This is a genomic window from Idiomarina piscisalsi (genome assembly GCF_002211765.1).
Taxonomy (GTDB): domain Bacteria; phylum Pseudomonadota; class Gammaproteobacteria; order Enterobacterales; family Alteromonadaceae; genus Idiomarina; species Idiomarina piscisalsi_A.
This window is the reverse complement of sequence record NZ_CP022133.1, coordinates 147,700-161,001: the sequence shown is the minus strand read 5'-3', so window position 1 is coordinate 161,001 and position 13,302 is coordinate 147,700. Positions and strand designations below refer to the sequence as shown.

The window sequence follows — 13,302 nt, the reverse complement described above, 5'->3', positions numbered from 1 at the left end:
CAGCTCAATTGACGGATGGCAGGCGCTAAAACAGCCCGCCGTCATCGTCAAAAATATTCTCGTTTTTGTCACTGCCCCGCACATACTCCGTCGGTTCCGTACCTTTAATAAAGTACTCGAACCGCGAGGTGTAGTCATTCTTACGTGACAGTTTGCCCGTTTCCAAATCGATACGAACATTCACCACCCCTGGTGGAATACTGAACTCTCTCGCAGGGTATTGAGGAATAGCCTTCTCCATAAAGAGTATCCAGCCCGGTAGCGCCGTTTTTGCACCCGCTTCACCACCGGTTATCGCTTGTTGGCTTGAGTCAACGTCAGGGTGTTTGCTGGTGCGACCCAGCTTTCTTGAAACGTCATCAAAACCAACCCAGGTAGTCGTCACCAAGCCCGAGGTAAAGCCCGAAAACCAGGTGTCCCGAACGTCGTTGGTAGTACCCGTTTTACCCGCAATATTGCGGCCCACTTCCTGAGTGATAGGCTTTGAGCGCTGAATGCGCCAGGACGTGCCGTTCCAGCCCGTGCCATTTGGCCAGCTACCACCACCCCAAACGGCAGAGTTCATTGCCTGCTCAACCAAGAAGGCATTTTGCTCACTGATAATTTGCGGTGCCGGGTTCTCACAGTCATAACACGCTCTTACTGGCTCCGCTTCATAAACAACGTCACCGCCTAAATTTTCAATTTTTGAAATGAAGTAAGGCTCGATCAAAAAGCCCCCGTTGGCGAACACCGCGTAAGCTCGCGCCACTTCCATTGGTGTCATTGACATCGAGCCCAGAGACAACGACTCGTTTTCAGGGATTGCGTCTCTGCTTAAACCAAACTTGGCAATATGGTCAGCCACCTGCTCAACGCCAACCTCGCGAATCAAGCGTACTGATACCACGTTTTTCGACTTCGCCAGGCCTTTTCGCAAACGGATAGGCCCCTCGTAAACTTCCGGAGAGTTTTTAGGGCGCCAGGCAATACCCGACCCCGGATTCCATTGGTTAATGGGGGCATCATTCACCAGCGTCGCTAACGTCAGGCCTTTATCAAAAGCGGCTGAATAAATCAGTGGTTTAATGTTCGAACCCACCTGACGCTCAGCCTGCAAGGCTCGGTTGTATTGACTCAGAGTAAAGCTGTAACCACCGACAACAGCGGCCACGGCACCGTCATCGGGCCTTAACGACGCAATGGCGGAACTCGGCTCGGGTATTTGCGCTAAGCGCCACTGCTCATTAACGGTACGCAGCCAAATAACGTGGCCCGGCTGCATAATGTCAGAGGCCTTTTCCGGCGGTTCGCCCTGACGCTCTTCATTCAAATATTCACGTGCCCAGTGCATCGACTCCCAGGGCAGGGTCACAACGCCCTTGTCTTTTACCATGACCGTTGCCGTCTTTTCTTCGACCCCAGTCACAACAGCAGGTGTGACATCGCCAATGCGCTTGAGTTGCTCTAAATACTGCTCAATTTCCTCAGCGGATAACGCACTACGCCCGTCTTCTTCAGACCACAGAATACTGATAGGCCCGCGATAACCATGACGCTCATCGTAGCTGTGCAGGTTATCCCACACCGCCTGCCGAGCCGCCAACTGAACATCACTTTTTACCGTTGTATAAACGTTGTACCCGCCAGTGTAGGCTTCCTCTTCGCCGTAGCGATCGACCATTTCCTGACGCACCATCTCAGCAAGATAAGGAGCACTGACGGTCACTTCCGCACCATGACGACGTGCCGTCACCGGCGCACTCGCGGCTTCCTCGAATTGTTGACGGGTAATTTTGTTTTCATCCAGCATGCGCAACAGCACGACTCTGCGACGCTCTTTTGACGCTTGCGGATTAGAGATTGGGTTTAAATTAGACGGTGCTTTTGGCAAGCCTGCTAAGGTCGCCATTTGTGCCAGCGTTAATTCATGCAGCTCTTTGCCGTAATACACTTGCGCCGCCGCGCCAATACCATGTGCCCGGTGACCAAAGGTGATTTTGTTTAAGTAAAGCTCCAGAATTTCGTCTTTACTCAGTTGCTGTTCGATGTGAACCGCAATAAAAGACTCTTTAATTTTACGCATGAGCGCACGCTCAAACGTCAAAAAGAAGTTCCGCGCCAGCTGCATGGTGATGGTACTGGCCCCTTGCTGCACTTCGCCGGTTGTTATGAGCACGCTAAACGCCCGCATCACGCCAATAGGGTCAACACCAAAATGCTGATAAAAGCGGCTGTCTTCGGTTGCCAGGAAGGCATCAATCAGTGGCTGTGGAACATCTTCGAGTTTAATAGGAATGCGGCGCTTCTCACCAAATTGTGAGATAAGCTGCCCGTCGGCGGTAAACACCTGCATTGGGGTCTGCCAACGAACATCACGCAGCGTTTCGACGCTGGGTAACTCCGGTTTGACGTATAAATAAAGCCCACCAACTGTTGCACCACCAAGAACCACACAAATTAGCATTGTGTAGAGTAGCCGTTTAAACCACTTCAATGACCTGCTCCATAACCACTTAAAATGTAACTATCGGCAAAATAAGCATTTTCCGACACTACGTACCGCTTAAATCCTACCCCCATATTATGGCGGATTTTTGTTCAGAACACTACGATTGCATCTGGCTTTTACACAATAAGGATATTGTTTCATGTCGTTGCTCGAGCAAACGCCCATTGCGGTCTGTATTCAACAGGAAAACTGCAAAGTTTTGCAGCTCATAAGAAGCCAGGGACGCTTTAAAGTTCAACATTTCGCACACGAATTAACGGCTCACATAAACAAACAGCGATTAAAACGCTTTGGCTTGATATCTGCCCTCGACTATCAGGCAGTGCATTACCAGCAATTACCCCGTCAGAGTTCGACTGCCAGTGTCGAAGAAAGTATTTTTCAGCAGCTTCCGTCATCACTGGATAACGAAAGCGGCTTTTCTTACGACTACATTCAACACAACAACGGCAATATAGAGGCAGCCGTCAGCTCAGAGCGAGCCCTGAATAACTTAATGTCAGAGCTGGAACCGATGAAGATTCCAGTGAAGGTTGTCGAGCCAATTTACTCCTCTATTATCCGCACCACCAATGCATTACTTCCATACTTATGGCCGAACGAAGCGCGTTTTACGTCACGCATGAAGTGGATCATTGCAGAATTGCGTCAAAAGGTATCCACGCTCATTTACTGTGAGCATGGCCGCTTTCAACGGTTTGAAAAGGTGGCCACCGCTGACTTACTTGCCCGTATCAGCGAAATGGACGAGTACTGGTTGTTCAGTTTTGGCGATAAAGTCGCTCAGTCGGCTCTGCAAACCACCTGCGAGTCCCACGCCTATACTCAGCACATTCGCTTATCGGCAGCCGTTCTTTTCGAGGACGAGCCGGCTCCGACGGCGGCTGCGTTAGACAACGAGATCGCCCTTGTCGGGCTGGCACTTCGGGGGTTTAGTCAGTGGCATCGTTAAACTTAGTGGCTAAAAGCAATCGCCCGTCTTTCCTTAAGCACCCTGTTATCAACCTGATTGGCTTGGTCGCCTGTATCTGTGTCACTGCGTTAACCTTGCAACTGGTTAGCGGGTATCAGCCCATGCTCGATAACAAACGCCGCATTGTTCAGCAGCAATTGCAGCAGCTTGCGTCACTTAAGTCGGCACAACAGGCTCACAGGCGTCACCAACAAGCGTTATCCCAACGCCGTGCGTTTATACAGCGGCAGCAACAAAACCGTGAAGCACTTAATGCGTTTGCGGCGCTGCTCACCCGGGTGCATCACCATTTTAATAACGCTGAGATAAAGCTGAGTAAAGACCAGCTGAATATTGCCGGGGGTTATCACCGTATTACGCAAACCGACTCACTGAAAAACTGGCTTCATTCTCATTGGGTGAACTCAGACATTAAGGCCTCAGTGCAAAAACAACTGCTACCAAAGCAACAAGTACAGCTGTCACTGCAAAGGTCGCCATTATGATAGCTTCCGTCACCAAAGCCCTGCGCTTCTGGGCGATACTCTTCCTTGTCGTTTGTGTGCTTTGCGCCACCGCAGCCTACTTTTTTACCAAACACCAGTCGCAAAAATTGCAGCGGATTTTGTCTGAAAATGCCCAGCAGTTAGCGGCGCCTGTGCCAACCGTTTCAGAGACGCTTAATCCATTGCTGCCGTCCTCCCCAGTCGACGAATTGTTGTCGACGGTTGCTCAGCGCTACCCCGTTAAACTTCATTATCAACACACCGCCCCGTCAAGCGCAGTTTGGCTCGTGACCGTTGAAGCAGAGCCCCAGCAGGCGATGCGTTTTGTCGCTGAGGTTATGGGCGCTCAATATAAGAAACAGTCGCATTTTCCTGAAACGGACAGCCTTTTCTGGGAGGCTATCGAAACAAAAAACGCAGATGCGTACGGTGTGCTCAAATGGCAGTTCCGCTGGCAGACAGAGGCAACCAATGAGCCTTTAAATAAGCCGATACACGCGAATCACTTCACGCCGGTTCATGTCCCCGCTTTGTCGTGCCATGAAAAACCCTTTCGGGGTGCCCGGCCCTCCCTTTCTTTTGGCCAGGAGACTATTGGCGAAGAGGTTACCAACGAACAGGGTAACGTAGTACTCACGGCCATACAGACCCACCCGACCCGCAAGGCCATTTTTAAAACTAAAAATAACCAGTGGATAACCACACGTGAAGGAGACTGGCTAGGGTCGCGGACTCAAATCGACATCATCAACACGGATAGCTTAAACCTGTCTCAGTGGAGACAGTCCGGCAACTGCTGGCAAAAGCATTCTCAACAACTGCGCATCAACAAGGAAAGTGACGCGACATGAAGCATTTTATGACTCTTGGTTTCTTTATAGTTTTATTCTGTTTGCAAAACGCTTCGGTGCACGCCCGCAGCATTGACTGGACGCTGTTGTTGTCGCCACAACAGTTGAACGAACCGGTCTCGCTTTCCACAGAAAGCCTGCCCCTTAGACAGCTACTGCAATTACTGGCCGACCAACATCAACTGAATGTGCTTATCGGTAACGATATAGGCGGCGAGTCGACGTTAAAATTTAACGAAGTCGCCTGGCAGGACGCCTTTGAAAGCGTGATCAATACACACGGCCTGCATTTAAAGCGACAGGGAGATTTGCTCTGGGTGACCAGAGAACGCCAAGAAGAAACCACCATTGATGAACGCACATCGACGTTATTGCGGATCAACTTTGCCAAAGCCGCTGACTTAGCGACACTACTGAAAAACGACCAGCAAAGCTTCCTGTCAGAAAACGGGGCGGTTAGTGTCGATGAACGCACCAACACCTTGATTATTCGCGACACGCCCGAGCAAGTTGAGTCGGTCCGTCGAGTGATTGAACAACTCGATATTCCCGTGCAGCAGGTATTAATAGAGGCTCGCATGGTGACGGTGAAAGCCAATGTGAGTAAAGCGCTTGGAGTTCGCTGGGGCGCATCCAACTATGGGTTGTCGGCACCAGAAGAAGGTGCCGGGTTTATTAAAGGCATGCACGTCGACTTACCTGTTACCAACCCGGCCGGCACTTTTTCCGCCAATTTGGCGCGGCTCAGCGACGACATTTTGCTCGACTTAGAGCTCACCGCTCTGGAGCAGGAAAATAAAGCGGAAATTATTACCAGCCCGAAAATATTCACCTCAAATCAGCAGCCTGCGTATATTGAGCAAGGCACCGAAATTCCTTATGTAGAAACCGCCGCGCATGGTGCCACCGCTGTGCAATTTAAAAAGGCGGTAATGGGCTTGAGCGTCACACCGCTTATTACACCCAATAATCACGTTTTAATGGATTTAACCATTACTCAAAACACCCGCGGCGATACGGTTGCCACGCCGACCGGCCCGGCCGTTGCTATCGACACCCAGGAAATGTCGACCCGAGTGCTCGCCCGAAATGGCGAGACGATTGTACTGGGCGGAATATTTCAGGAGCATAGGTTGAATGATGACAGTCGCGTCCCCATCTTAGGGTCTGTTCCAGTGTTAGGCAGTCTGTTCTCTCACGAGCAGCAGCGCAAAGAGAAACGTGAGTTGATGATATTCGTCACACCAACGATTCTGCAGCAAAACTAACACGGCTACCAATGGCTATTGCTAAAGTGACTCCGAGTTGAGATAATCCCGCTTCTTTTCGTTGGGTTGGGAGATTCTCCAGACACTCCGGATTCGTGAGTTACAGCTACTTTTAACCAATGATGTAAGCAGGAATATGGCTGAGAAACGTAATATTTTTCTTGTTGGGCCCATGGGGGCTGGCAAAAGTACGATTGGCCGTCAAATCGCCAGACAATTGCATTTAGACTTTTATGACTCTGACTCAGAGATAGAGCGCCGTACCGGTGCGGATATCAGCTGGGTGTTTGAGCTGGAAGGCGAAGAAGGCTTCCGCGCACGTGAAGAAAAAGTCATCGAAGAACTCACTGAGAAAATGGGCATAGTGCTTGCAACCGGTGGCGGCTCGGTAATGAGTAAAGAAAGCCGTAACCGCCTGTCTGCGCGGGGTATCGTGGTTTATCTGAAAACCCCTATCGAGAAGCAGTTAGCACGTACTCAGCGTGATAAACGTCGCCCTCTTATTGCAGAAGCCGATGACCCACGTCAGGTATTAGAAGAACTGTCCGAAGTGCGTTGCCCGCTTTACGAAGAAATTGCGGACATTACCGTACAAACTGACGACCAAAGCGCAAAGTTTGTCGTCAATGACATTATTGATCAGCTCGATACCATCAACGGGCTGGGATAAAACAAAGGAGCTGCGTTCATGGCCGAGGTTCAAGTCTCATTAGGCGAACGCAGCTACACTATCCATATTGGCAACGAACAACTTGCCAACTTCCGCACGAACAACGCCAATAGACTCAATAAGCAGCTGTTCATTATCACCAACCCAACGGTGAGCCAGTATTATCTGAAGCCATTACTGAGTGTGCTGACCGACCACCAGGTCGACTTTTTTGAAATGCGCGACGGCGAGCAGTTTAAGAACCTCGACAGTTACGCTGAAATAATGGACCGGTTAATCAGTAAAGGCTACAACCGCGATTGCGGGATTATTGCCTTAGGCGGCGGTGTGGTTGGTGACTTAGCAGGATTTGTCGCCGCAACGTTCCAACGCGGCGTCGACTTTTACCAAATACCGACAACACTGCTGTCACAAGTGGACTCATCAGTCGGTGGGAAAACCGCCGTCAACCATCCTCATGGTAAGAATCTTATTGGTGCGTTTTACCAACCTAAGTCGGTTGTCATCGACATAGACTGCCTGCAAACGCTAACCGAACGAGACTTTCGCAGTGGTCTGGCAGAAATTGTTAAGTACGGCATCATTTATGACACCGACTTTTTCCACTGGCTGGAGCACCACGCGGCGGAATTAAAACAACAAGATCCTGACGCCTTAACCTATGCCATAAAGCGCAGCTGCGAAATTAAAGCCGACGTCGTGGCTAAAGATGAACGCGAAAAAGGCTTACGGGCGCTGCTGAACCTCGGTCACACTTTTGGCCACGCTATTGAGGCCGCCACAACCTATGGCGAGTGGACGCATGGCGAAGCTGTTTCTGCTGGCATCATAATTGCATCGAAACTATCAGAAGTGACTCAGCGGCTATCGGCGTCAGATTTTCGACGAATTAAAGAGCTGCTGACAGCGTTTGAACTGCCAACTAAAGCGCCAGAGATGCCTTGGGAATCTTGGTTGGAGTACATGCAGCGAGACAAAAAGGTCAAAGACGGCCAACTGCATTTTGTATTGCCGACCGCCATTGGTCAGGCAGACGTTGTCAAAGATATAGAGCATACTACCGTTGCTGCTGTGATCACTGAATGTTGCTAACGCACCCGCGTTATCTCTATTCGGTTAAACAGACAGGAACGAAACGATGCAAGCACTTGCGACCACACAGCACATTGTTGCCGCGCCGGTAAAAAATAAGCCGAGCCAACAGCAGGCGATTGATCAACTTCATCAACAATGCCAGCAAAGTGTTTCTTTAATTATGCTGCACGGCGCCGAAGGAAGCGGTAAAACCACCGTTGCCGAGCTGTTTCTGGAACAAGCGTCCGACTACGCCGAAGTTGCTTTCATTTCAGCCAACGAGCGCTCCACCAACGACCGTCTGCGTGCACAAATCCTGAATCAGCTGTTTGGTACTATCAGCATTAGTGACGAGTCGCTCAGCCGCCAAATACAACGTCAGCGTCCGCTCAACCACGCGATTATTGTGATAGATAACGGCGAATACCTGTCTGAAAGTTTTCTCGCCGAATGTATATCCACCGTTTCACAACTCAGTGCCATTGGTCAACGCACCAGCATTATTGTGGTCGGCAGTTCGCGATGGGCACAGCAACAACGTCCAGCGCCGCATCTTCGTGTACAAGGCCCTGCATTGGTCGAAGTTCAGCCATTCAGCCACGAAGAACAAATTCGTTTCGTTCAGGCACTATTGCCTGAGAAACAACGCAGCTTCTGGAATTTAGAGCGCATTCAGCAGTTTTTGAACTCAATTAACGGCTACCCCGGCGAAATTCAGCAACGGTTACAGCTGGCGTTGGCGACTCAGGCGGCACGCTATCGCGACACCTCGCCCGCCGAGCAAGAGCAAAGCGCGCCAGCAAGTGTTGCCGAATCAAACACCCAGAAGACACAATCAAAGACGAAGCTTTGGCCTCTTATTTTAATTGCCGCACTTATCAGCACCGCGGTCGCCGGCTACCTGAACAAAGACCAGTTACTACCATTATGGGATCAGTTCAATAGTTCAGCCGCCAACACGACCCAAGAGGAAGCGTTGCCAGAGGCAACTGACGCAGCATCTGCACAAGTAAACGAAGGCGAAAGCCAAAGTGAACCTGCTCAGGTTCAGGCAGAAGAGCCACAAACAACCGAGTTACCCACCTTTGAGCCGATTAACGAACGTTCTTTAGAGCTTGTTCCTGAGGAGCTGGCATCGTCTTACCGCTCGTCGTTAGGTACACTAAACAACCGAGCCGCCGCTGAAGTCACAGAGGGTGATATCAGCGTTGGTTTCATTAAAGAGCAACAACCGAAAGAAGCAGATCCGGTAGGCACCGTAGTTGCTGAGTCCGGCAACACAAATGAGGCCGCAGCGGAAGCAGAAACCACTCAGCCTGAACAAGTCGAACCGGCGGCAACTCAAACGGCACCCGCTCAGGAATTACCTTTTAACACCGAATGGGCTCTGAGTCAGCCGGCCGACAGTTACACCTTGCAAATTAGTATTATCAGCGACACTCAGTTGCTGTCAGATTTTCGCCAGGACTACGGCCTGACTGACACTACCCAGGTATATCAGCGCGCCGATAACCGCTATGTCATTATTTTTGGCAGCCACAATAGTATTGAACAAGCCCGCAATGCCGCTAGTGAAATGCCTCAAGCTGTTCAGCAAATGGAGCCCTGGGCTAAGTCATTTGCCAGCGTTCATGCCGATATTCAGGGACGTTAATACTTACAGCAATTTTCATCCCCAGCCTTTGGGTTACAATCCGTTGAGGATCAACCAACGGCCGGCGCATGAAGAAGAATCGGGCATTTTTAAAATGGGCAGGCGGTAAGTACTCACTTATCGAGCCAATATCAGCACGCTTGCCGCAAGGTAAAAAGCTCATTGAGCCCTTTGTGGGTGCCGGCTCCGTGTTTCTGAACACAGACTATGACAGTTACCTGCTGAACGACATTAACCAGGACCTAATTACCCTGTATCAGTTCGTGAAGCGTCGCCCTAAAACCTTTATTCAGGACGCCCGCAAGCTTTTCGTTGACCGCAATAACCAGCCCGACGCTTACTACGCGCTGCGAGCCGCGTTTAATGCCAGCAGTGACCCGTATTATCGTTCTTTGCTGTTTTTGTATATGAACCGACATGGTTATAACGGTTTATGCCGCTACAACAGCAAAGGCATTTTCAACGTTCCTTTCGGTGATTATCGAAAACCGTACTTCCCGGAAAAGGAGCTCGAGCATTTTGCGGAAAAGGCCCGTAAAGCTAAGTTTATTTGCCGTCCGTTCGAGCAGGTTTTCCGTCGCGCACGTCAGGGCGACGTTATTTATTGCGACCCACCGTACGCGCCGTTAGTACAGGCCTCTAACTTCACCAGTTACGCGACCGGCGGCTTTGGGCTCACCGACCAACACGAGCTCGCGCGTCGTGCTGCGCAAGTGGCTAAAAAGCGTGATATCCCGGTACTCATTAGCAACCACGACACCGAACTAACGCGTGCGTTATACAAACAAGCAGATATCAGCAGTTTGTCGGTGTCGCGCAGTATTAGTCAAAAGGGTGACGGCCGAAAGCCCGTTACCGAGCTGCTGGCTCTTTATAATACCGAGCCGGCAACCAGCAACGTCGTTTCTCTTAATAAGACACTGAAGAAAGTAGGCACATGAACTGGCATTTAAAAGCATTTAACGACCTTTCACTGCACGATCTCTACGACTTACTGAAACTTAGACAAGAGGTTTTCGTCGTTGAGCAAACCTGTCCGTATCTGGACGCCGACGGTGCTGACGAACAAGCCTTACATTTATACGCTCGCAACAGCGCCGGAGAGATGGTCGCCTACGCTCGACTTTACCTAGCGACGACCGATACCGGTTACTCTCGTATTGGTCGTGTCATAACGCACGAGAAAGTGCGCCGCCAAAAGCTCGGCATTGAGCTGATGCAGCGCAGCATCGACTATCTTGAGAAATATGCGCCCCAAGCGCCCATTCAAGTGGGTGCGCAAGTGTATTTGCTAACGTTCTACAAAAGCTTCGGTTTTGAACCGATTAGCGAAGAGTATCTGGAAGACGACATTCCACACATTGATATGCAACGCAAGGCTGCTCAATGACCGTTACCACCCGGGTTCCCGTTCTTGCCAACAGCGACGCGGACATCGTCACTGCAAAGACGATTGCTGAGCGTTGGGGGCTGCCATCGGAGGCCAGAGACGACGACGCTTTTCAGCTGTGGTTGAATGACGGTGTGTTAGCCCTGCACTGGCTGCAAAGCCCACAAAAAATGTCACCGTTAGTGGTCGACTTTCATCAGGGAAAAGCGGCCTACCGTGCGCAGAACACGCAATTAAAAAACGAAGCCATTGCTAAGGCGGTGGGGGTCACCGGGCAATTTAAGCCGTCGGTGGTTGACGGCACTGCCGGCCTTGGCCGAGACGCCTTTGTACTGGCCGGTTTAGGCTGCAATGTGCAGCTTATAGAGCGCCATCCGGTGGTCGCTGCGCTGCTCGATAACGGCCTGCACAGAGCTCAGCTAGAAGCTGACGATATTGGCGAAGCCTGTCAGCGAATGCATTTAATAGGCACTGACAACTTATACACCGGCAAAGGCTTTACCCACGAGCCCGACGTGGTGTATTTAGACCCCATGTACCCCAAAACCGGCAAGCAGAAAGCCCAGGTGAAAAAAGACATGCAGATGTTTCAGCAGTTGGTCGGCAGTGACGACGACGCTGACGCGCTGCTAGAGCCTGCATTGGCTCATGCGAAGTTCCGGGTGGTGGTTAAGCGCCCAAACAGCGCGCCGTTTCTGGCAGAGCGTGAACCAAACAGCCAAATTAAGAGTAAAAAGCATCGCTTTGATGTTTATATAAAACGAGGTTTCAATGAGTCAGCAAATTAAAGAAGGCGATAAAATTCCATCCGGTTCACTGACCAGCAAAGGTGAGCTTGGCATTCAAAATTACGACCCGGCAGAGATATTTGCTAAAGGCACCCACATCTTGTTCTCCGTACCCGGCGCCTTTACTCCGACCTGTTCGGAGAAACACTTACCCGGCTATGTCGAACACGCGGAAGCACTTGAAGAAGCTGGTGTTTTGAGCATTAACTGCGTGGCTGTTAATGACGCGTTTGTCATGAAAGCCTGGGGCGAGTCGTTGGGGATCGGAGAAAACGTTCGGTTATTGTCCGACGGTAACGGCGCCTATAACCAAATGCTCGGCCTGGCAATGGACACTGGCAATTTTGGCGGCATTCGCTCAAAACGCTATGCCATGATCATTACCGACGGCACCGTAACAGGCTTATACGTTGAAGACGAAAAAGCCTTTGAAGTCAGCAAAGCGGAATACATTCTGGAGCAGTTGCAACAATAATGTCGAACTGGGATGTCATTGTTATCGGTGCCGGGGCGGCAGGGCTTCACTGCGCTGCCCATGCCGCTAAACGCGGTAAGTCGGTATTAGTACTTGATCACGCCAAGCAAGCGGGCAAGAAGATACTGATATCCGGCGGCGGCCGCTGTAATTTCACCAATATGTACGCCGGTCCCGATAACTTTTTGTCATCCAACCCGCACTTTTGTAAGTCTGCGCTTAGCCGCTACACCCAGTGGGACTTCATTGGGTTAGTGGCTGAATACGGCATTCCCTACCATGAGAAAACCTTAGGCCAGTTGTTTTGCGACGACTCCGCCAAAGACATAGTGCGTATGCTCATGAGCGAGTGCGACCGCTACGGCGCGCGGGTACAGTTACGTACTGACATTGTGTCGGTAGACTTTGACGACGAGTATTGCCTAGACACCAGCCGTGGTGAATACCGCAGCGATAAACTGGTGGTTGCCTGTGGCGGGCTTTCCATGCCGAAACTCGGCGCTACCCCCCTGGGTTATCAAATTGCCGAACAGTTTGGGCACTCCATTGTGCCCGTACGCGCGGGCCTAGTCCCGTTTACCTTGCAAGAAGAAGACAAAGAGCGCTTTGCAGAGCTTTCCGGCGTTGCGGTACCAGTGACCGCAGAGGCTAACGACGGCTATTTCCGTGAAGCCATGTTGTTTACGCACCGAGGCGTCAGCGGTCCCGCTATTCTACAGGTGTCGTCCTACTGGCAGCCCGGCGAAGCCGTGACCATTAACCTGCTGCCCGACTTAGACGCTTACGAATGGCTGAAAGACCAGCAGCGCCAGCAACCGAAAACCCAACTTAATACGATTCTGCAAGCGCAGTTCCCGAAACGCGTGGTGACCGCACTGGCCGAGCACCACCAATGGCCATTAAGCAATAAACTGGCTGATACCTCGAACGCACAGTTCCAGACCATAGCCGACAACCTGAACCGCTGGCAGCTCAAACCCAACGGCACCGAGGGGTATCGCACCGCCGAAGTCACCCTAGGCGGCGTGAACGTCGACGAAGTCAGCTCCAAAACCATGGAAAGCCAAAAGCAACCGGGTCTGTACTTCATTGGCGAAGTGCTGGACGTAACAGGCTGGCTAGGAGGCTTTAATTTTCAATGGGCCTGGAGTAGTGGTTTTGCTTGTGGGTCGGAGTTGTAAAT

The 13,302-nt window shown here is 51.0% G+C and carries 13 protein-coding genes; 12 read left to right on the top strand and 1 reads right to left on the bottom strand.

Annotated features, from left to right (window positions below; genetic code table 11):
• Positions 1 to 25 precede the first annotated feature (25 nt).
• A complete protein-coding gene (locus CEW91_RS00730) occupies positions 26 to 2,476 on the bottom strand; it encodes a penicillin-binding protein 1A (protein WP_088767226.1) in 2,451 nt (816 codons plus the stop codon).
• Positions 2,477 to 2,630: 154 nt separating this feature from the next.
• Between CEW91_RS00730 and CEW91_RS00725 the strand changes: the two genes are divergently transcribed.
• The 12 genes from CEW91_RS00725 (at position 2,631) to CEW91_RS00670 (ending at position 13,300) form a co-directional block, all read left to right on the top strand.
• A complete protein-coding gene (locus CEW91_RS00725; protein ID WP_088767225.1) occupies positions 2,631 to 3,443 on the top strand; it encodes a hypothetical protein in 813 nt (270 codons plus the stop codon).
• A complete protein-coding gene (locus CEW91_RS00720) occupies positions 3,431 to 3,949 on the top strand; it encodes a hypothetical protein (RefSeq protein ID WP_088767224.1) in 519 nt (172 codons plus the stop codon). The genes CEW91_RS00725 and CEW91_RS00720 overlap by 13 nt, the downstream gene beginning before the upstream one ends.
• Positions 3,946 to 4,800 (top strand): hypothetical protein, encoded by an 855-nt coding sequence (locus CEW91_RS00715; protein ID WP_088767223.1) that lies wholly within the window; start codon positions 3,946 to 3,948, stop codon positions 4,798 to 4,800. Before CEW91_RS00720 ends, CEW91_RS00715 begins: the two co-directional genes overlap by 4 nt.
• Positions 4,797 to 6,068 carry a type IV pilus secretin PilQ gene (locus tag CEW91_RS00710; protein ID WP_088767222.1) on the top strand — a complete coding sequence of 424 codons (1,272 nt, stop codon included), beginning with the start codon at positions 4,797 to 4,799 and terminating at the stop codon, positions 6,066 to 6,068. The genes CEW91_RS00715 and CEW91_RS00710 overlap by 4 nt, the downstream gene beginning before the upstream one ends.
• A 136-nt stretch (positions 6,069 to 6,204) precedes the next feature.
• Positions 6,205 to 6,738 carry a shikimate kinase AroK gene (gene aroK / locus CEW91_RS00705; RefSeq protein WP_088767221.1) on the top strand — a complete coding sequence of 178 codons (534 nt, stop codon included), beginning with the start codon at positions 6,205 to 6,207 and terminating at the stop codon, positions 6,736 to 6,738.
• A gap of 18 nt (positions 6,739 to 6,756) precedes the next feature.
• Positions 6,757 to 7,830, top strand: a complete 1,074-nt coding sequence (gene aroB, locus CEW91_RS00700) for a 3-dehydroquinate synthase (protein WP_088767220.1) — start codon at positions 6,757 to 6,759, stop codon at positions 7,828 to 7,830.
• Between the two features lie 46 nt (positions 7,831 to 7,876).
• Positions 7,877 to 9,466, top strand: a complete 1,590-nt coding sequence (locus tag CEW91_RS00695; RefSeq protein ID WP_088767219.1) for an AAA family ATPase — start codon at positions 7,877 to 7,879, stop codon at positions 9,464 to 9,466.
• Positions 9,467 to 9,534: 68 nt separating this feature from the next.
• Positions 9,535 to 10,407, top strand: coding sequence for a Dam family site-specific DNA-(adenine-N6)-methyltransferase (locus tag CEW91_RS00690; protein ID WP_088767218.1), 873 nt, complete (start codon positions 9,535 to 9,537; stop codon positions 10,405 to 10,407).
• Positions 10,404 to 10,856, top strand: coding sequence for a GNAT family N-acetyltransferase (locus tag CEW91_RS00685; RefSeq protein ID WP_088767217.1), 453 nt, complete (start codon positions 10,404 to 10,406; stop codon positions 10,854 to 10,856). The genes CEW91_RS00690 and CEW91_RS00685 overlap by 4 nt, the downstream gene beginning before the upstream one ends.
• Complete coding sequence (locus CEW91_RS00680; protein ID WP_088767216.1) at positions 10,853 to 11,644, top strand: class I SAM-dependent methyltransferase; 792 nt, start codon at positions 10,853 to 10,855, stop codon at positions 11,642 to 11,644. The genes CEW91_RS00685 and CEW91_RS00680 overlap by 4 nt, the downstream gene beginning before the upstream one ends.
• Positions 11,628 to 12,119: a peroxiredoxin gene (locus CEW91_RS00675; RefSeq protein ID WP_088767215.1), complete on the top strand. Its 492-nt coding sequence runs from the start codon at positions 11,628 to 11,630 to the stop codon at positions 12,117 to 12,119. Before CEW91_RS00680 ends, CEW91_RS00675 begins: the two co-directional genes overlap by 17 nt.
• Entirely contained in the window at positions 12,119 to 13,300 is a 1,182-nt protein-coding gene (locus tag CEW91_RS00670; protein WP_088767214.1) for an NAD(P)/FAD-dependent oxidoreductase, read from the top strand. Before CEW91_RS00675 ends, CEW91_RS00670 begins: the two co-directional genes overlap by 1 nt.
• Positions 13,301 to 13,302: the final 2 nt, after the last annotated feature.